Annotated in this window: 22 protein-coding genes; 18 read left to right on the top strand and 4 right to left on the bottom strand. The window is 68.1% G+C overall.

Translation table 11 applies throughout. The annotated features are described in order from the left end of the window. Positions 1 to 4 precede the first annotated feature (4 nt). Together xth and JIP62_RS04950 are read right to left on the bottom strand one after the other, a co-directional pair. Entirely contained in the window at positions 5 to 784 is a 780-nt protein-coding gene (xth, locus tag JIP62_RS04955) for an exodeoxyribonuclease III (protein WP_201103799.1), read from the bottom strand. Between the two features lie 66 nt (positions 785 to 850). Next, complete coding sequence (locus tag JIP62_RS04950; protein WP_201103798.1) at positions 851 to 1,771, bottom strand: hypothetical protein; 921 nt, start codon at positions 1,769 to 1,771, stop codon at positions 851 to 853. A 128-nt stretch (positions 1,772 to 1,899) separates the two neighbouring features. Between JIP62_RS04950 and JIP62_RS04945 the strand changes: the two genes are divergently transcribed. From JIP62_RS04945 to JIP62_RS04920, 6 genes are read left to right on the top strand one after another with little or no spacing between them, the layout of a single operon-like run. After that, on the top strand, positions 1,900 to 3,027 hold the full coding sequence (locus JIP62_RS04945; RefSeq protein ID WP_407932728.1) for an MBL fold metallo-hydrolase: 1,128 nt from the start codon (positions 1,900 to 1,902) through the stop codon (positions 3,025 to 3,027). Further along, positions 3,024 to 3,800, top strand: coding sequence for an enoyl-CoA hydratase (locus tag JIP62_RS04940; protein ID WP_201103797.1), 777 nt, complete (start codon positions 3,024 to 3,026; stop codon positions 3,798 to 3,800). Before JIP62_RS04945 ends, JIP62_RS04940 begins: the two co-directional genes overlap by 4 nt. A gap of 33 nt (positions 3,801 to 3,833) precedes the next feature. Next, a complete protein-coding gene (locus JIP62_RS04935) occupies positions 3,834 to 4,325 on the top strand; it encodes a GNAT family N-acetyltransferase (protein ID WP_201103796.1) in 492 nt (163 codons plus the stop codon). A gap of 54 nt (positions 4,326 to 4,379) precedes the next feature. Beyond that, positions 4,380 to 4,946: a DUF1285 domain-containing protein gene (locus tag JIP62_RS04930; protein WP_201103795.1), complete on the top strand. Its 567-nt coding sequence runs from the start codon at positions 4,380 to 4,382 to the stop codon at positions 4,944 to 4,946. Next, positions 4,943 to 5,605: a CoA pyrophosphatase gene (locus JIP62_RS04925; protein ID WP_201103794.1), complete on the top strand. Its 663-nt coding sequence runs from the start codon at positions 4,943 to 4,945 to the stop codon at positions 5,603 to 5,605. Before JIP62_RS04930 ends, JIP62_RS04925 begins: the two co-directional genes overlap by 4 nt. After that, positions 5,602 to 6,816, top strand: a complete 1,215-nt coding sequence (locus JIP62_RS04920; RefSeq protein ID WP_201103793.1) for a CCA tRNA nucleotidyltransferase — start codon at positions 5,602 to 5,604, stop codon at positions 6,814 to 6,816. Before JIP62_RS04925 ends, JIP62_RS04920 begins: the two co-directional genes overlap by 4 nt. Here JIP62_RS04920 and JIP62_RS04915 read toward each other — a convergent pair. Then, positions 6,785 to 7,747: an endonuclease/exonuclease/phosphatase family protein gene (locus JIP62_RS04915; protein WP_201103792.1), complete on the bottom strand. Its 963-nt coding sequence runs from the start codon at positions 7,745 to 7,747 to the stop codon at positions 6,785 to 6,787. The genes JIP62_RS04920 and JIP62_RS04915 overlap by 32 nt on opposite strands. A 67-nt stretch (positions 7,748 to 7,814) precedes the next feature. Here JIP62_RS04915 and JIP62_RS04910 point away from each other — a divergent pair, with 67 nt between their 5' ends. From JIP62_RS04910 to JIP62_RS04880, 7 genes are all read left to right on the top strand, one after another. Further along, a complete protein-coding gene (locus JIP62_RS04910) occupies positions 7,815 to 8,276 on the top strand; it encodes a DUF4112 domain-containing protein (protein WP_201103791.1) in 462 nt (153 codons plus the stop codon). 69 nt (positions 8,277 to 8,345) lie between these two features. Then, positions 8,346 to 8,903, top strand: a complete 558-nt coding sequence (locus JIP62_RS04905; RefSeq protein WP_201103790.1) for a sigma-70 family RNA polymerase sigma factor — start codon at positions 8,346 to 8,348, stop codon at positions 8,901 to 8,903. Continuing rightward, on the top strand, positions 8,900 to 9,631 hold the full coding sequence (locus tag JIP62_RS04900) for an anti-sigma factor (protein ID WP_201103789.1): 732 nt from the start codon (positions 8,900 to 8,902) through the stop codon (positions 9,629 to 9,631). The genes JIP62_RS04905 and JIP62_RS04900 overlap by 4 nt, the downstream gene beginning before the upstream one ends. A gap of 290 nt (positions 9,632 to 9,921) precedes the next feature. After that, entirely contained in the window at positions 9,922 to 11,394 is a 1,473-nt protein-coding gene (locus tag JIP62_RS15210; protein WP_269145466.1) for a DUF2793 domain-containing protein, read from the top strand. A 5-nt stretch (positions 11,395 to 11,399) separates the two neighbouring features. Further along, a complete protein-coding gene (locus JIP62_RS04890; RefSeq protein ID WP_201103788.1) occupies positions 11,400 to 11,555 on the top strand; it encodes a hypothetical protein in 156 nt (51 codons plus the stop codon). After that, a complete protein-coding gene (locus tag JIP62_RS04885; RefSeq protein WP_201103787.1) occupies positions 11,552 to 11,830 on the top strand; it encodes a hypothetical protein in 279 nt (92 codons plus the stop codon). The genes JIP62_RS04890 and JIP62_RS04885 overlap by 4 nt, the downstream gene beginning before the upstream one ends. Continuing rightward, positions 11,827 to 12,210 carry a M15 family metallopeptidase gene (locus JIP62_RS04880; RefSeq protein ID WP_201103786.1) on the top strand — a complete coding sequence of 128 codons (384 nt, stop codon included), beginning with the start codon at positions 11,827 to 11,829 and terminating at the stop codon, positions 12,208 to 12,210. Before JIP62_RS04885 ends, JIP62_RS04880 begins: the two co-directional genes overlap by 4 nt. On the opposite strand, the gene JIP62_RS04875 is transcribed toward JIP62_RS04880, so the two are convergent. Then, on the bottom strand, positions 12,201 to 12,572 hold the full coding sequence (locus JIP62_RS04875) for a hypothetical protein (RefSeq protein WP_201103785.1): 372 nt from the start codon (positions 12,570 to 12,572) through the stop codon (positions 12,201 to 12,203). The genes JIP62_RS04880 and JIP62_RS04875 overlap by 10 nt on opposite strands. A gap of 34 nt (positions 12,573 to 12,606) precedes the next feature. Between JIP62_RS04875 and JIP62_RS04870 the strand changes: the two genes are divergently transcribed. The 5 genes from JIP62_RS04870 to JIP62_RS04850 all read left to right on the top strand — a co-directional run bounded on the left by JIP62_RS04870 (position 12,607) and on the right by JIP62_RS04850 (position 18,320). Further along, positions 12,607 to 12,807 carry a hypothetical protein gene (locus JIP62_RS04870; protein ID WP_201104802.1) on the top strand — a complete coding sequence of 67 codons (201 nt, stop codon included), beginning with the start codon at positions 12,607 to 12,609 and terminating at the stop codon, positions 12,805 to 12,807. Positions 12,808 to 13,147: 340 nt separating this feature from the next. Continuing rightward, positions 13,148 to 13,978 carry a flagellin gene (locus tag JIP62_RS04865; RefSeq protein WP_201103784.1) on the top strand — a complete coding sequence of 277 codons (831 nt, stop codon included), beginning with the start codon at positions 13,148 to 13,150 and terminating at the stop codon, positions 13,976 to 13,978. A gap of 92 nt (positions 13,979 to 14,070) precedes the next feature. Next, on the top strand, positions 14,071 to 14,352 hold the full coding sequence (locus tag JIP62_RS04860) for a hypothetical protein (protein ID WP_201104801.1): 282 nt from the start codon (positions 14,071 to 14,073) through the stop codon (positions 14,350 to 14,352). A gap of 166 nt (positions 14,353 to 14,518) precedes the next feature. Further along, complete coding sequence (locus JIP62_RS04855; protein WP_201103783.1) at positions 14,519 to 15,352, top strand: flagellin; 834 nt, start codon at positions 14,519 to 14,521, stop codon at positions 15,350 to 15,352. A 241-nt stretch (positions 15,353 to 15,593) separates the two neighbouring features. Then, entirely contained in the window at positions 15,594 to 18,320 is a 2,727-nt protein-coding gene (locus JIP62_RS04850; protein WP_230974868.1) for an NHL repeat-containing protein, read from the top strand. The last annotated feature ends 78 nt before the right edge of the window (positions 18,321 to 18,398 follow it).

Raw genomic sequence — 18,398 nt, 5'->3', positions numbered from 1 at the left:
GCCTTCAGTCCTCCAACTCGACCACGACGGGAACGTGGTCACTGGGCTTTTCCATATCGCGCGCGTCGCGGTGCGTTTCGATCGCACGGAAACGATCGGCGGCCATAGGCGACAGCAGGGCGAAGTCGATGCGGATGCCGTGATCCCGCTGCCAGGCTCCGGCCTGGTAGTCCCAGAAGGTAAAGGTGCCGGCGGGCTCCTTGCCCAGCTCATGGCTGTCAGAGAGACCCAGCCATTTCAACGCGCGAAACGCCGCCCGGCTCTCGGGCTGGAACAAGGCGTCGCCGGTCCAGGCGGCCGGGTTCTTGGCGTCCTCAGGCATGGGAATGACATTGTAGTCGCCGCACAGCGCCAGCGATTCTTCCAGCTTCAGCAGGCCCTCGGCATGAAGCCGCAACCGTTCGAACCAGGCCAGTTTGTAGGGGAATTTCTCGGTTCCGACCGGATTGCCATTGGGCAGGTAGATGGAGGCGACACGCACCGGCCGGGCAGCCTCTATCAGCGCCTCGATATAGCGCGCCTGCTCGTCCGTATCGTCGCCGGGCAGGCCCCGGCGCACATCGGACACCGGGTATTTCGACAGCAGAGCTACGCCGTTGTAGCTTTTCTGGCCGTGGGTTTCGACATTGTAGCCGAGCGCTTCAAAGGCTTCGCGCGGGAATTTCTCGTCCACGCATTTGATTTCCTGAAAGCAGGCCACGTCGGGCTTGGCCGCCTCAAGCCATTCCAGCACCGTGGGCAGGCGGGCGTTGACGGAGTTCACGTTCCAGGTGGCGATGCGCATGCGCCAAACGCTAGAGCGAAACGGGTCCGGATGCGAGCATCCGGACCCATATCTTCGCTTCGGACCTTATTCGGCCGGGGCAGCGGCCGCGGCGGGCGCCGTGACCGGGGTCAGGGTGCAGCCGCCACCGATCTGGGTGGCCTCGGCGCAGGGATAGATCTGCGCCGTGACGCCCTGGGCGTCGATGCGGGCGACATAGCCGTCGCCAGCGCCGCACTTGGCTTCATAGAACTGGCCATTGCTGTTCTGGCCCATGAAGCGGACCTGCTGGACGTCGCAGGAGGCGGCAGCGGTTCCGGCCAGCTTCGTCGCAAAGCCGGCGGCCTGTTCCTGCGGCGTGGTGAACCGGCAGGCCTCGGGGTTGGCGTAGGTCAGGCAGGCGCGGGTTTCCCAGCCGGTCGCCGTCTTCTCGAAGGTGTAGCCGTCCTGGTTGGCGCAACCGGCCTCATAGACGAGGCCCTGGGCGCCGGCCCCGACGACACGGCCAGCGTCGATCGTGCAGGGAACGCCCGCTTCACGCGCCAGAGGCGTCACGGCGCGAACGGCATCCAGGTTCAGCGGCTGGACGCACTGTTGCGACGCAGGGGCCTCGGGGTTGGCGCGCAGGGCCGCTTCCTGGGCGGCGGACAGCTCCAGGCAGCTCTGGGCGATCGGGGGCGTGCCTTCCAGGATCAGATAGCCGGGACCGGACTCGCAAACCGCCTCGAACAGAGCCTTGCCGGCTGCATCGCGTCCGAGAAGCTGGGCTTGCATCACCTGGCAGGACAGACCCGCGTTGGTGGCCTGGGTCTGGGCCGTCGCCTTCATTTCCTCGGGCGTCATCGCAGGAGCAGGGCGGCGACGGTTGCGGTCGCGGCTGCGGCCGTCGCTGACGGTGGGTTGGGTCGTGTCGCCATCGTTACGGGTCGTCTGGGCGACCGCCGGAACGGCGAAGGTGCAGGCGAAAAGGGCCGCAGCCACAATGCCGATTTTGACGCGATTAAGCACGGGGGATGCTCCTACTGATCCGAAGGCTCACCTGTGACCGTCACCCGCCTTGAGGTCAAGAACGTGACGGGCTGTGGACGGTTGTCGCCACAATCGCTATCGTCCGACCGTTGCGATTGGAGACGGACTTGGCCGACGGTCTGGGCACGGCGAAACAGGTGGGGGCGCAGCCGGACGGCATCGCGACCATGGCCCATCGCGGCCTGACCTATCCGCTGGGCGATCCGCCGCTGCCGGGTCAGGCGGTCACCGTCGCGCCGGGCGTGCTGTGGCTGCGGCTGCCCCTGCCGATGTCGCTGAACCATATCAATGTCTATGCCGTCCGGGACGGCGACGGCTGGTCGGTGATCGACACCGGCGTGAACCTGGCGGATTCGCGCGCCGCCTGGGACATGGCTCTGGCGGGACCGTTGGAGGGGCGACCGGTCCGCCGCGTGATCTGCACCCATATGCATCCCGATCATATCGGCCTGGCCGGCTGGCTCTGCGCCCGGTTCGATGCGCCTCTGGTCATGACACGACTGGAGTATGTCACTGGCCGGATGCTGCTGGCAGACACGGGCCGACCGGCTCCGGAAGACGCCGTCCCCTTCCTGCGCGCGGCGGGCTGGGACGCGGACCGGATCGAGACCTGGCGGCGCGAGTTCGGACAGTTCGGCCGCATCGTCGCGCCCCTGCCCAGCGGGTTCCGCCGGATGTCCGAGGGCGACGTCATCCGCATCGGGACCGGCGACTGGCGCGTCGTGATCGGCCAGGGCCACAGTCCCGAGCACGCCTGTCTGTGGAACGAGGCGCAGGGCCTGTTGCTGGGCGGGGACCAGATCCTGCCGCGCATTTCGTCCAATGTTTCGGTCTTCCCGACCGAGCCGGACGCAGATCCCCTGGGCGACTGGCTGGCTTCGCTGGAGCGGATGAAAGCTCTGCTGCCCGATGAACTGCTGGTCCTGCCTTCGCATGGAGAACCCTTCATCGGCGTGCAGCCCCGGCTGGACGCCCTGATCCGGGGCCATCACACGGCGCTGAAACGGCTGGAGCGCACCCTGTGCCAGCCCAGCCGCGCCATCGACGTCTTTCCCGCCCTGTTCGCCCGCCCTGTCGGAGACGGGGTGGTGGGCATGGCCACGGGCGAGGCCCTGGCGCATCTGAACTATCTGGAACAGCGGGGCCGGGTCAGCCGGACACGCGACGCGGACGGCGTGGACTGGTGGCTCGCCACGGCCCAGCCCCGTGACATCATCGACGGAGAGACGGCGTGAGCGACCATATCCTGACCCAACTGGACGGCGGCGTACTGACCGTCACCCTGGCCCGGCCAGACAAGAAGAACGCCATCACCCAGGCGATGTATTCGGCCCTGGCCGCCGCGACCCGGCAGGCCCGCACCGATGACGCCGTGCGCGTGATCCTGTTCCAGGGCCAGGGCGACAGCTTTTCCGCAGGCAACGACATCGCCGACTTCATCGCCATCGGCGGCGGGCAGGAGACCCAGCTGGTCGATGCTCCGGTGTTTCAGTTCCTGCGTGCCCTGGCCGATCTCGACAAGCCCGCCGTGGCGGCGGTGCGGGGCCGGGCGGTCGGCATCGGCCTGACCCTGCTGCTGCATTGCGACATGGTCGTGGTGGCTGAGGATGCCCTGTTGTCCGCTCCCTTCGTCAACCTGGCACTGGCCCCCGAGGCGGCCTCGTCGCTGCTGCTGCCCGCGGTGCTTGGCCATCAACGGGCGTTCGAGGTCTTTGCCCTGGGCGAGCCGATTGACGGCCGCACCGCAATGGCCTGGGGCCTGGCCAACCGGGCAGTTGCCGCCGATCAGGTCGATGCCACCGCTGCCGAGCTCGCCGCAAAACTGGCCGCTCGCGCGCCCAATTCCATCCGCAAGACCAAGGCCCTGATGCGTGATGCCGAGGCGATGTGGGCCCTGATGCAGCGTGAGGGAGAGGCTTTCGGCAGCCAGATGCGCAGTCCCGAGGCGATGGAGGCCTTCATGGCCTTCAGCCAGAAGCGCAAACCGGATTTTGCGAAAGCCGGTTGATCTGGAACCGGGCGGGCCCTACCTGCCCGCGCCATGACCCAAGCGGCCCGAACGAACCTGCCCGACGCGATCGACGTCGAGACCGCTGCGGATGCCGCCGGAGTAGAGGCGGTCGTCTCGGCTGCCTTTGGCCCTGGTCGTTATGCCAAGACCGCAGAGCGTCTGCGCGCGACGGGCAAGCCTGCTGCCGGTTTCGTGTTGCGGGAGGCCGGCCGGGTCATCGGATCGGTTCGCCTGTGGCCCATCGTGGTGGGCGAGGTTCAGGCCCTGTTCCTGGGCCCGATCGCCGTTTCGGCGGACAGCCGAAAGGCCGGCATCGGGGCTGATCTAGTCGCGGCCTGTATCGCGCATGCGCGGACCTCCAGTGTGGGCGGCATACTGCTGGTCGGCGATCTGGCCTATTTCGACCGCTTCGGCTTCAAGCCGGCCCCAGATGTCGTGCTGCCCGGCCCGGTGGACAGGCGGCGGGTTCTTTGGCTGGGTGTCGGTGTCGAGACGGCACGGGGTCCCGTCGCGATCCCCTGAGACAGCAGGTTGCCACAGGTGACGAATGCGCTTCCTGCGCTTAAGTCAGAAGGCATGAGCGACCCAACGCCTTCGACGACCGGGCTTGCCGGGATCACCGCCGCCGCCAAACAGGCCCCCGGACGCGGTCTGCCGCCGGTGCATCTGTGGCATCCGGATCATTGCGGCGACATCGACATCGTCATCCGACGAGACGGGGTGTGGATGCATGAGGGCTCTCCGATCGGCAGGACGGAGATGGTTCGTCTGTTTTCCACCGTGCTGCGGCTGGACCCGGACGGCTACCACCTCGTCACGCCGGGCGAGAAGCTGAAGATCACGGTCGAAGACCTGCCGTTCCGCGCCGTCGAGGTGCAGATGACGGATGCCGGGCTGGTCTTCACCACTGATGTCGGCGACACCGTCCTGGCTGGACCTGACCATCCGATCCAGGTCGAGACCGACCCGGTCACCGCCGAGCCCGCGCCGCGCGTCCATGTCCGCGCCGACCTGTGGGCCCGGATCGCTCGGCCTGTCTTCTATGAGCTGGTCGAGGCCGCGACGCTGGAGAACGGCGAACTGGTCATCGGCTCGGGCGGCGCGCGTTTCGTGCTGGGCCCCGTCGGGGCGGCGGCGGAATGAGCCACGCCTCCTTGCGCGATCGCCTGCTGGAGCGGCTGGAGCCGGTCGAGGTCTGGCGGGCCGATCGCCGCGCGGTTCGTTCCGATTTTGACTTGAACCCCCAAGCGGAGCGCCCGCTGGCCCAGCTGCGTCCGGCCGCCGTCCTGATCGCGATCGTGGCCCGGGCGGATGGGGCGTCGGTGGTCATGACCCGGCGTTCCGACAGCCTGGCCAGCCATACGGGCCAGATCGCCTTTCCCGGCGGACGGCTGGACCCCGGCGAGACGGCAGCCCAGGCCGCCCTGCGCGAGGCGTGGGAGGAGGTCGCCCTGGATCCGGCCTCGGTCGAGGTTCTGGGGCTGGGCGATCCCTATGAGACCGGGACCGGCTTTCTGGTCACCCCCGTCATCGGCTGGCTGACGTCACCGCCGGACCTGACCCCCTCGCCGGACGAGGTGGCCGAGGTTTTCGAGACGCCGTGGGACTTTCTGATAGATCCGGTCAACCACCGGCGCGACTTCTATGATCTGGACGAAGGCGCGCGCCGCTGGTTCTGGGCCGTGCCGTGGCAGGATCGCTATATCTGGGGTGTGACGGCGGGCATCGTGCGGGCGCTGGCCGACCGTCTGTATGGCGACGAGCCGCGCGCCGATGCCGCCGTGGCCGAGGATGCGGCGTGAGCTTGCGCCTGGACCGCCAGCCTTGGCTGACCGACCCGGCAACGCGTGCCGTGATGCAGGCCCTGACGGCGGCGGGCGGTCCGGGCGTGGCCCGATTTGTCGGCGGTTGCGTGCGCAACGCCCTGATTGATTGCGCGGTCGACGACATCGACATCGCGACCACGCTGTTGCCTCAGGATGTCATGGCGGCCCTGGCCCAAGCGGGTCTGAGGGCCGTGCCGACCGGACTGGCCCACGGCACGGTGACGGCGGTGTCGGGCGGCAAGGGGTTCGAAATCACCACCCTGCGCCGGGACGTCACGACCGACGGCCGTAATGCGACCGTTGCCTTCACCGACGACTGGTCCCAGGACGCGGCCCGGCGAGACTTTCGCCTGAACGCCCTCTATGCCGACGCCGACGGCAACGTGTTCGATCCCACAGGCCAAGGGATCGAGGATGCCCTGGCTGGGCGCATTATCTTCGTCGGTGATCCGCACACCCGCATTCGCGAGGACTATCTGCGCATCCTGCGGTTTTTCCGCTTCATGGCCTGGTACGGGCGAGGCGAGCCTGATGCGGCGGCCATGAGCGCCTGCGCCGACCTGGCATCCGGCATGGATCGCCTGTCGGCCGAGCGGGTGTCGAAGGAGTTGCTGAAGCTGCTGGCTGCGTCGAGCCCGGTCGCGGCCGTCCAGGCCATGACGCAGGCCGGCGTGCTGGCTGTCATCTTGCCTGAAGCCCGGCTGGACGAGCGCTTCGCCGCGATGGCTTCCATCAGTGATGACGCGGTCCTGCGTCTGTCGGTCCTGCTGCCTTCGCATGCCGAGGCCGCCAGTCAGGCAGCGGTCCGGCTGCGTATGCCCAATGCGGTGCGGGACCGGCTGGCGGCGGCTGTGAGCGCCGAGCCGTCGCTGGATCTGGACGAGCGTGGAGGCCGGGCCGCCGTCTATCGGCAGGGGGCGGCGGCCGTGGCGGACGGTATCCTTCGCGCCTGGGCGGCGTCGCCGGAGCGTGAGGCTGACGCCCGCCGCCTGCTGGCCATCGCGCGGAACTGGACCCCGCCCCGCCTGCCAGTCGGCGGCCGTGCGCTGGAGCGTCTGGGTGTCCCCGCCGGTCCCGAGACCGGACGCCTGTTGAAGGCGTTCGAGGCGAGCTGGATCGCCGACGACTTTCCCGCCGAGGGTCACGACGCGCGGCTCAGGGCCTTGCTGGACGAACCGCGAGAGTGAGGTCGGTCACGACCGGCCTGTGGTCCGAGCCATTGCGGCGGCCCAGGCTGCGTCGGGCGATCGCCAGGTCCGGCGTGGTCCAGACCTGATCGATGGTAAAGGTCAGCGGCGCGGGCAGGGCAGCGGGCCAGGTGCCGGGCCATCCCGTCGCAGGACGCATGCCGGACTCCTGACGGATCAGCCGACCAATCCGACCGCTCACGACGCTGTTGAAGTCGCCTGCCACCACCACCGGCCCGGTCAGGGTCGGGACATAGGCCGACAGCGCGGTCGCCTGATTGATCTGTCCCCACTGGTACTGGAACGGCCAGGGTCGCGTAAAATGCACGCCGATCACGTTCAGCGGTCCGACGGGTGTGTCCACCACCGCACCAACGGCGTGGACGTGGTCGATGTAGGGCCGCCTTTCCGTCTGCGGATAGCGCGATGCGATCAGCGAAAGGGATTCTGTCCCGCCGTCGCGTGGCTCGCTGTTCCAGCGGGTGCGATGCGGATAGCCGCGCAGAATTTCCTCAAGCTGCGGCACCATCTCGGCACCCACCTCGATCAACACGATGATGTCGGGGTCGGCGGCGCGAATGGAGGCCCGCAAACGCGCCACGTCGGTGTTTTCGACATAGACATTGGCCGAGTAGAGACGAACGCGGGCGGCGTCGGGATCCACACGCGACGCCTGCGGCCACCACTGCGGCCAGACCGCCACCGTCAGCAATCCCGCCACCACAAGGGCACCGAGCGCCCAGCGAAACCGCCGGATCAGCACCAGGACCAGTCCAGCCATCACCGTCGCGACCAGGGCCGGCACCGTAAACTGCACCAGGATATCGGGCCAGCGGTGATCGCTACCGCTCAAGGCCGCCACCGCCACGACCAGGGGAGGGAGCAGCACGCCCAGGCCGACCAGGGCTGTGAACACTTTGCGAAGTCGCATCGCGGCCTTGCCTTTCATGGTGAACGCTGGTCTCGCTGCGGCGTTAGGGTCCGCGCGGGAGGGCAACATGGCCAAACGGACGATCGGGGATATCGAGAAAATCTGGTCCAATGTCGAGGGCGTGAAGAAGCTCTCGGACCGGGTCGTGGGCATCGGCCCGTTCGGCCTGGGCATGGATTCCCTGCTGACCTGGATACCGGTGGTCGGCACGGTTTACTCGGTCGGGGCAGGGGGCTGGCTGATGAGCCAGGCCATGCGGGCCAACGCCTCGCCCGCCACCCTGGCCAAAATGGCAGCCTTTCTGGGATTGGATATCGTCACCGGCGAGGTTCCGTTGGCGGGCGACATCGTCGACACCCTGTTCCCTGGCCACCTGATGGCGGCCAAGGCCCTGCAAAAGGACATCGAGAGCACCCATTGGGTCGAGGCTTCGTCCAGTGATGCAAAGGCCTCGGGCGAGCATGAGCGGCATCTGGAAACCGTCCGCTCGGATCCGAAGCTGCGCCGCATCGTCTATCTTCACGATTGAGCAAGGCCGGACTCTTGACGTCGGCGGCGGTCTCCCGCCAAGTCGCGGCTGCTGCAGACCGGACACCGCATGACCGCGATACTCACTCGAGACGAGCTGGCCCAGGCGCTGGGCCGGACTGGCCAGGGCGACCGTGCGGCATTTCGTGCCGTCTATGAATCGACCTCGGCGAAGCTAATGGGCGTGTGCCTGCGTATCTTGTCCGACCGCCAGCTGGCCGAGGACGTTTTGCAGGACACCTATCTGACCGTTTGGAGAAAGGCCGAGACCTTCGATGCGTCGCGGGCGTCGCCGATCACCTGGCTGGTGACGATCGCGCGAAACCGCTCGATCGACCGGCTGCGGTCCGGTGCGCCGATGCGGACGGCCGCGCCGATCGAGGCGGCGATCGATCTGGCCGATGCCGGGCCTCTGCCTTCGGCGGTGACAGAGCAGGGCGACGACGTTCGCCGCCTGAACGGCTGTCTGGAACAGCTGGACGAAAAGGTCGCCCGGTGTATCCGCACCGCATTTTTCGAAGGGGTGACGTATGACGTGCTGGCCGAGCGCGAGGGCGCGCCGCTGGGCACGATGAAGAGCTGGATACGCAGGGGGCTGCAACGGCTGAAAGCCTGTCTCGACCAATGACCCACCCGACCCAAGATCCCGAAGGCCCCGAGACCCCGGACCAGATTCTGGCCGGCGAACTGGCTCTGCGCGTGCTCAGTCCGGCAGACGAGGCCGCAGCGCGCGCCCGCGAGGCGTCCGATCCGGCCTTTGCCGCCGAGGTCATGGCGTGGAACACGCGGCTGGCAGACTTCGTCGCCGACGTGGCCCCCGTCGCCCCGTCTTCGGCCGTCTGGCCCCGTCTGGAGGCCGCCACGGCTCCGGCGGCGAACGACAATGATCGACTGGTGTTCTGGCGTCGCTGGGCGGTCGGTTCGACCGGCCTGCTGGCGGCCAGCGTTGCGGCACTGATGCTGATGATTGCCCGGCCCGATCCCGCACCCGTGGTTCCCACGGTGCCCGAGGGCGGGGTGACGCGGGTGGCGACCCTGACCCTCGAAGGCGGTGTCGCGGCCATGACGATCGCCTATGACAGCGTCACGGGTGAGCTCTATCTGGCCCCCACGGACAAGATGGCGGGCGACACGCGCGTGCCGCACCTGTGGCTGGTCAAGCCGGACGGCGGGGTGCAACTGGTGGGTGCCATCGACGGCAGCGCCGCCTCTCGTCACAGCCTCAGCGGGGCGCTGTCGGGCCTGGCCGGCCAGGCGACGGCCGTGGCCGTGTCGATGGAGCAGCCGGGCCATACGCCAGCGGCGGCTCGCCCGGACGGTCCCGTGGTGGCCCAGGGCGAAATGCAGCAACTCTAGCCCTGCATCTGCCCGCGTCCGCTTCGCGTAGCTTTCTGTGACGACGTCGCCGGGGATGGCGAAAGCCTCCCCACGGTCCTGACAGCCAGACGCCGTCACGCGGGGAGGTCACCCAGCCCTTCCATCCGACCTCCCCGCACCCCCACAGGATGGCTGCCCGTCGCCTGCGCGCGCGTCAAAGAGCCAAGAAGTTTCCAGTATTCAGTCCGTTGACCTTGTCCTCAGGTCACTGAACCCGCCTGGGTCGCGAGCCTGCGCACACTGATTTCCGACATCAGACGGAGATCAGAATGAGCGACGACAGCACCGCCCGCCTGGCACTGCCCTATCTGGCGGCCGGCCAGATGCAGAAGCACGTCACCCTGAACCAGGCGCTGAGCCGCCAGGATGCTCTGGTCCAGCTGTCGGTCAGGAGCCGCAGCCTGATCGCCCAGCCCGCCGCCCCGGCCGACGGCGACCTCTATATCCTTCCCGCCGGGCGAACGGGCGGGGATTGGTCGAGCCGGTCCTTCGGCAGTGTGGTTCGGTTCGAATCCGGTGTCTGGGCCGATGTTGCCGTGCCGGAGGGGGCGATCGTCGCCGTTCAGGATGTCGGCGAGCTGATCCTTCGCCACCAGGGGGCCTGGTGCCCGCTGGGCGAGCGCCTCGGCCAGGTCCAGGGACTGCAGCGACTGGGTCTGAATGCCAGCGCCGATACAGCCAACTCGTTCGTCGCCCGTCTGAACGCCGCCTTGTGGACGGCGCTGGAGACCGAGGCCGGGGGCAATGGCGACCTGCGGCTGACGCTGAATAAACAGGCACCTGCCGATGTCCTGTCCCTGCTGTTTCAGAGTGGTTACGGCAGCCGGGCCGAACTGGGCCTGATCGGGGACGACGACCTGCGGCTCAAGGTCAGTGCCGACGGCGGCACCTGGCACGATGCGCTGGTGGTCGAGCGCGCGACGGGCCGGACCAGTTTCGCGCGCGGGGCCGTCCGCCGCGAAGTGACGCGTTTTGGTGCTGACGGCAGCTGGTCCGTTCCCGCCTGGGCCCGTTCGGTCGAAGCGATCGTCGTCGGTGGCGGGGGTGGGGGCGCAGGCGGCAGCTCGGGAGCCGCCGGCACAGCGCGCTATGGCGGTGGCGGTGGCGGTGCGGGCGGCATCAGCCTGGGCCAATGGCCAGCCGAAAGCCTGGGGGCCACCCTGGCCATCGACGTCGGAGCGGGCGGGGCGGGCGGCGCTTCGGCTGCGGTCGGGTCCGATGGCCAGGACAGCCGCATCCTGATGGGATCGATCCCCCTGCTGACGGCGCGCGGCGGTCGCGGCGGTGCCACGGCCTTGGGCACCGGAGGCCTGGGCGGCACAGGCCTGTCGAATGGCAATACGGGCGGCGCGTCCAGCCTGACCGCCACGGCCCAGGGCGGCGGATCGCTGGATCGACCCCAGGGCGGCGGCGGTGGCGGGGGCGGCGGCGGACTGTCCAGCGCCAACAACGCCCATGCCGGGGGCGCAGGGGGAGCCGGCGGTGCCCTGGTCCTGGCGGCGAACGGCGGCACGGGCGGCAGCGGCGGGGCGGGAACGGTCGGCCAGGCGCCACCCCAGCCGATCCTGCACTGGGCAGGCGGCGGCGGCGGAGGGGGCGGTGCCTCCGCATCGGCGACCGGTCATGCGGGCGGCGCCGGTGCGGCCTCGGGCGGCGGTGGCGGCGGCGGTGCTGGCCTGACCGCAGGCGGCGCGGGCGGGGCCGGGGGCACCGGCCTGATCCACCTGATCGCGGTCGGGTGAACGCCATGACCGACCACCCCGACACCCTGGACGACACCCCGATCCTGGACCTGGAGGCCTGGGATCTGCCGGACGTGCTCTCGACCCTGGACTGCCTGGCCGAGACCGGCAGCGACCGGCGCTGGAGCCGATCCGACGACGACATGGAGAATGACCGATGACCGAACCCGAATGGCCGCCCGAGCCCCCCGAACCCCTGGCCGAGGGCCGCTGGCTGTGGCGGCGTCTCTATGTCTTCGGGGCCAGTTTCGGCCTGTGGTCGCTGCTGGGCCAGGCGGTTGACCGGGCCACGCCCCAGACCCTGCCGCGTCTGGCCGAGGGACTGATGGCTCTGCTGGCGCTGATCCTGATCCTCTATCTGGTGGCCCCGACGGCCCAGCAGCTGGTGACCCTGACCGCCAATCTGAAACTGCGTCTGGCGGGAGGCGCTCGATGAGTTTTCGCCTGTCCGCCCGCTCCCAGGCCCGGCTGGAAGGGGTCCACCCCGATCTGGTCGCCGTGGTTCGCGCTGCCATCGCCGATTGCCCGATCGACTTCATGGTGACCGAGGGTCTGCGTTCGCCCCGGCGTCAGGCGGCCTTGGTCCGCGCCGGAGCCAGCCGCACGCTGAAGTCCCGGCACCTGACCGGTCATGCCATCGATGTCGCGGCCCTGATCGAGGGTCAGGTCCGCTGGGACTGGCCGCTGTATCCCCGCATTGCCGAGACGATGAAGGCCGCGGCCCTTCGGCTGAAGGTGCCGATCATCTGGGGCGGCGACTGGCCCTCGCTTCGTGATGGTCCGCATTTCGAACTGGACCGGAGGGCCTATCCATGAGGCGGCTTCCTTTCAGCCTGCCCCTGTCGATGAAGTCCTGGGTCTGGGTCGCTGCTGCGATCGTCAGCCTCTTTCTCGTCCTCGGGGTCGGTCGTGGACTGGGATTTCGATGGGACCCGCTGGGGCTGGAACGGCGCCGTCTTGAGGCCGTCCGGGCGGAGGCTGAACTGGCACGGCGCGACGCAAAGGCGCGCGCGCTGGAGATCGAGGGCCAGCTCGAACAGGCCCGCCGTGTCGAGACCATCCATCAACAATCCCTGGCCGTGTCGCGGATCACCGCCACGGCCGTCGCCCAGGCCCGGAGTGCCCCTGATGCCCACCAACCGCTTGATGCCGCTCGTGCCGCTCGCCTGTCTGCTCATGACGACGGCCTGTGCCGCCTCTCTCCCAGCCTCTGTGAGCCCCCCGCGGCTGGCGATCCCCGAGCAGGTCACGACCCCTTGCCGACTGGAGCGGCTGGCTCCGCGCCCGACCCTGGCTGATCTGGAAGCGGCCTATATGGCGCGGGGGGCTGCCCTGGTCGCATGTGACGCAGCGCGGCACCTGGCTGTGCAGACCCTGATTGCCGAGAGGGAATTGCAGGACCGCTGGCGCTGATCTTCCCCCGCAAGGAGGCTACGGGGGGCAGGGGGATGAGCAGAAGTCCTCCTGATTGGCACGATCTGGCACCTTGTGGCTTGGTCCGGCCTGGGTTTCGCGCAGGCACCCCGGCAAAATGTGCCGACCGCCCGGCAGATTCTGCCGCCGATACGCTCTGGCCCGGCATTTCGTGCCGGGTTCGGGGTGTGGTTAAGCAGATCTAACGCAGCCAATTCAATGTGTTGACTATCTGGCCCGAATTCGCGGCCAGCGGCCCCGTCCTTGCGTCGAGGGGTTCGAGCAAAATGCTCCCGGCAGCCAAAACGGCGTCGGACACCTTGAAACAAGGACTATCGTCATGGCGCTGAACAGCGTTAACACGAACGTGGGCGCACAGATCGCCCTTCAGAACCTGCAAGTCACGAACAGTGAACTGGCCACGGTTCAATCCCGCATCAACACCGGCAAGAAGGTCTCGTCCGCCAAGGACAACGGTGCCGTCTGGGCGATCGCCCAGAACCAACGGTCCGAGATCGGCGCGCTGAACGCGGTCAAGGACAGCCTGCAACGCGGCCAATCGGCCACCGACGTCGCCATCGCGGCCGGTGAAACCGTTTCGGATCTGCTGCTGCAGCTGAAGGAAAAGGCCCTGGCGGCCACCGACGAGACGCTGAACACCGCGGCTCGCGACGCCCTGAACGAAGACTTCAAGGCCATCCGTGACCAGATCACGACGGTCGTGGACAACGCGGCGTTCAACGGCGTCAACCTGCTGGATGGTTCTCAGACCGCCGGCTTCAAGGCCCTGTCAAACGTCAGCGGTGACACCATCACCGTGGCGGACGAAGACCTGACCCTGTCGGGCTCCATCGTCACCCTGGGCTCGTCTGACGAGATCGACACCGAAACCAACGCTGGTGACGCGCTCGACCTGATCGACGCCTCCATCGCCAACGTCTCGGCGTCGCTGGCCCGTCTGGGCACCGGCTCCAAGTCGCTGGGCACCCACCTGAACTTCGTCACCAAGCTCCAGGACACCCTGGAAGCCGGTGTCGGCAACCTGGTGGACGCCGATCTGGCCAAGGAAAGCGCTCGCCTTCAGGCGCTGCAGACCAAGCAACAGCTGGGTGTGCAGGCTCTGTCGATCGCCAACTCCTCGACCTCCATCCTGCTCGGACTGTTCCGCTAAGGATCGAAACGGAAGGGCGGGGCTTACGCTCCGCCCAACCGCTCCGGGCCCCGCTCACCAGAGGCGTCGGCTAAAGTCCGACGACAGGAGCCATGACCCCAAATGCAAAGATAGGACTTGTCCCGCCCGTCACTCCCGCCAGCGGTGCTTCCGCCGGAGGGGATTTCGCGCAATCCCGCACGGCCCAGGACGCGGAGCGCCTGTCGCGCTATCGCCTGGTGATCGAAGAAGGCAGCCGGCCCGGCTCCTTCATCTACAAGACCCTGGACCGGGTGACCGGTGAAGTGGTCCGCCAACTGCCCCGCGAGCAGATCGTCGAGGCGCTCAGCGCCGGACACTATACGCCGGGGTCCGCCGTGGACGTCGAGTTCTAGACCCCTGGGCATCCGCCCGACACGCCATTCGGTGTGAAGTTCAGACCTTTGTTAACGCGCGGGAGAGGCCTCCCGGGCGTTAAACGGCGTGGTTAGCGCGCGTTAACCATACGCATACGACTCAGCGTCTAGCTTGGCACCCGAAACCTCCCGGGGGCCGAAAGCCATGTCGAACAGCGTCCATACCAATGCCGCAGCTGCCATCGCGCTGCAGAACCTGACCCGGACCAACGACCGGCTCAGCGACGTACAGAACCGCGTCAGCACCGGCCTGAAGATCCAGGGTGCCAAGGACAATGCCGCCGTCTGGGCCATCGCCCAGCAGCAGCGCGCCGATGTGGGGGCCCTGGGGGCCGTCAAACAGAGCCTTGACCGTGCGACCTCCATCGCAGACGTGGCGCTGTCGGCCGGTGAATCGGTCTCGGATCTGCTGAACCAGCTCAAGGAAAAGGTGGTCGCCGCCAAGGACGAGTCGCTGAAGACCCAGTCCCGCACCCTGCTGGACGCGGACTTCAAGGCCCTGCTTCGCGCCATTTCAACGGCGGTTCAGAATGCCTCCTTCGACGGCGGCAACCTGCTGAACGGATCGCTCACTGCGGGCATCCAGTTCCTGGCCAATGCCGACGCCTCGTCCTCGATCACGCTGTCGTCCAAGGATCTGTCGCTCAGCGGGTCGATCATCGAACTGTCGCTCAGCGACAGCCTGCTGACGGCCACCGGTGCGGACCTGGCCCTGGCCAAGCTGGACGACTCGATCACTCAGCTGAACCAGGCCCTCGGCGAGATCGGGTCTCAGGCCAAGCAGATCGAGGCTCACAACACCTTCGTCACCAAGCTGATGGACACGCTGGAATCGGGCATCGGCAATCTGGTGGACGCCGATCTGGCCAAGGAAAGCGCGCGGCTGCAGGCTCTGCAGGTCCAGCAGCAGCTGGGGGCTCAGTCGCTGTCGATCGCCAACCAGGCTCCGCAGATCATCCTGTCACTGTTCCAGGGCTAACGGGCCCTCAGCTGATGCGGCTGCCCATCCGGCCCAGCTGGATCGGCGGCCGCCGACGCGGCGTCGCGCGCGGCCCCAGGCCATACATCGCTAGGATCGCGGTCAGGGTCCGGCTCAAGATCTGCATGGCGGCGCTCCAAGGGTTCCGGCCCATTAACGATTTCCGCCGCACTGCGTTCCGCGAGCGGACGTTAAGCCCTCGTTACGCCCGATCGGCCATGATGGACGGGCGGAGCATATCGTGATCGACAACGGCTATCTTCTGGGTCTGTACGGCGGCACTTCGACGTTCACATCGTCGTCGGCCGGCTCTGCCCTGAGTGCTGCCACGCGCCGTCAGCCGACCCCGCCGTGGGATGCGAGCGCCCAGGCCCAGGCACCGAAGGCCGATGCCCTGGTCCGCGCGGCCCTCGGGGGGCGTCGCTTCATCGACGAAGGGGCGGCGCGGGTCGACCTCAACGCGGCGTCTGCCGACTACAAGAAGCTGTTCGCCCTCTATCAGGGGCTTGAAGCCCTGAATGCCGTTTCAAACCGGGCCGCCACGAAGGGGGTCGGTGCGGCCGAACAGGCGCTGCTGGCCAAGCGCTTTGCAGCCGGCCTGGCCGAGGTCGGAACCTATGTGGCCTCCGCCCGGCTGGAGGATGTGCGCGTCGTCCAGGGGATATCGTCCTCGACCAGCAAGACCACGGCTGCCGTTCAGCGAGACAGCGCCATCTCCATCACCGGCCCTATCCACGAGGGATCGGCCGACAGCGAGGTCGCAGCCTTCGCCGGAGAGGTTCGCTTCGACATCACGATCAAACGCGGAACTTTGGGGAAGACGACTGTCCCCATCGACCTGGACGACATGGGCACAACGCCCCGAACCCTCGGCACTGTCACATCCTTCATCAATGAGAAGCTGGATGCCGCAGGGTTGGATACCCGCATCGGCCGCGAGCAGCTGAAGTCAGAACCCAAGACCCTGACCGTGGCGGGCAAGACCGTGACCCTGCCCAACGGGCCCGACCGCTGGGCCCTGGCCATCCGGGGGGTCTCGACCGAGACCGTATCCTTCACGGCAAGCCAGTCGGCCGACGCCGTCTATGTGGCCCAGGCGACCGGAACCGGTGCGGAGCAGCTGCTGAAGTTCCAGACCGATCAGGGCGGCACACCCCCCGACGCCGTCGCTCGCCTGGGCGAGAGCCATTGGGTCGAGGGTCGCGCCAGCCAGACCGCCCTGCCCGAGGGCGTCGAGACCATCCGCGCCAGCGCCACCGGCCCGGACGGCACCCTGTGGCTGGTCGCCGACATGAAGGCCGGGACCGGGGACCAGCCGATCAAGGGCCAGCAGGATGTCGCCCTGCTCAAGCTCGACAGCACGGGACGTGTCGTCGCGACCCGCGCCCTGGGGGCGGCCTCCAGCGCCTCTGGTCACGCCATCGCCGTCGATGCCGATGGGCGCGTGGCCGTCGCCGGTTCGGTGACAGGCGCGCTGATCCCGGGCCAGTCCGTCGTCGATCCCGCCTTGTCGGACAGTTTCGTCACCGTCTTCGATGCGGCGGGCGAGGAACTGTGGACACAGAGCCGGGGCGCACGGGCAGCCGACGAGGCGACCTCGGTCAGCTTTGGGGCCGATGGCCTGGTCTATGTCGGCGGGCGGGCGAAGTCGGCCATGACGGGTGCTTCGTCGGCCGGCGGCTGGGATGGCTATGTCCAGGCTTTCAAGGCCAGCCAACCCTATCCTGGGGCCGCTTATACGGTGACGTCCGTCGGCGTCGATCAGTTCGGCAGCGGCAGCGATGACGATGTCCAGGCCACGGCCATCGACGGTTCCAACCTCTATACGGCGGGCGTCGAAGCGGGCCGTCTGGTCGTGCGCCACTTCACGCTCGATGCGGCGGGCAAGCCGTCCCTGGCTTCCAGCCGCGACCTGGGCGTGGCGGGCGGCGACATCGCCGGCCTGGCTGTGTCGGACGGCAAGGTCATCCTGACCGGCACCACCCGCAACGACGCGCTGGATATTGGCACCATCAACACCGCCCATTCCGGCGGCACGGATGCCTTCATCGCCGTGCTGGGCAGCGATCTGACCGCCTCTGCTGACGACCGTCTGACCTATGTCGGGACTGCGGGCGACGACACGGCGGCCGATATCAAGCTGCACGACGGCAAGGTCTGGATCACGGGCACGGAGAACCGCGCCCTGGATGCCAAGGCCACCGACCCGACCACTGCCTATCTCAGCCGTGTCGATCCCCTGACCGGAGTGGTCGAATGGAACCGCCAGTGGGCGGGGGCAGGGGACAAGGCCGCGCCCCTGACCCTGGCCATCGCCTCGGGCGGGGCCAGTGTGCTGGACCGTCTGGGCCTGCCGACCGGAGAGATCGACCAGACCGCGTCCAAGCGATTGATCGACGCCACGGCCCTGCGGCCCGGCGACCGCTTCTATGTCTCGCCCGCCAACGGTGGCCGTCAGGTGGCTGTGACGATCGAGGCGCGCGATACGCTCCAGACCCTGGCCCGCAAGATCGAGCAGGCCTCCAACACCCGGCTCAAGGTCACCGTCGCCGCCGAGAGCGCCGACAAGGCCGAGGGCACGCGCGGCCAGAACGCTCTTCAGGCCGGGCTGCATCGGCTGACCATCACCGCCCGCGACGGCAAGGTCGGAGCGGTCATCAGCGCGGGCGAGCCGGGCCGCGATGCCCTGGCGGGTCTGGGTCTGTCCGCAGGATTTATCGGCGCAACCGGCGGTACCGGCGAGATCAAGACCTTTGGCCTCGACCTTCCCAAGACGCTCAGCCTGTCCACGCCCGAAGCCCAGAAGGCGACCGGCGAGCGGCTTCAGGCGGCAATGAAGGCAGTACGCGATGCCTATCGGTCGCTGTCTCCCACGGCCAATACCCCCGCCGTTACCGGACAGGCTCCGGCCTATCTGACGGCACAGCTGGCCAACTATCAGGCGGCCCTGGCGCGTCTGGGCGGTTAGGGCGTCGCCGGGGCGGTTGGCGGTTGACGCCGTCACCCTTGGCAGGGTTATTGGATCGCCTCAGCCTCCGCGAGACCT

The organism is Brevundimonas vitisensis, from assembly GCF_016656965.1.
Taxonomy (GTDB): Bacteria; Pseudomonadota; Alphaproteobacteria; order Caulobacterales; family Caulobacteraceae; genus Brevundimonas; species Brevundimonas vitisensis.
Note: the sequence above shows the minus strand (reverse complement) of the source record. Positions and strands in the feature narration are given on the sequence as shown.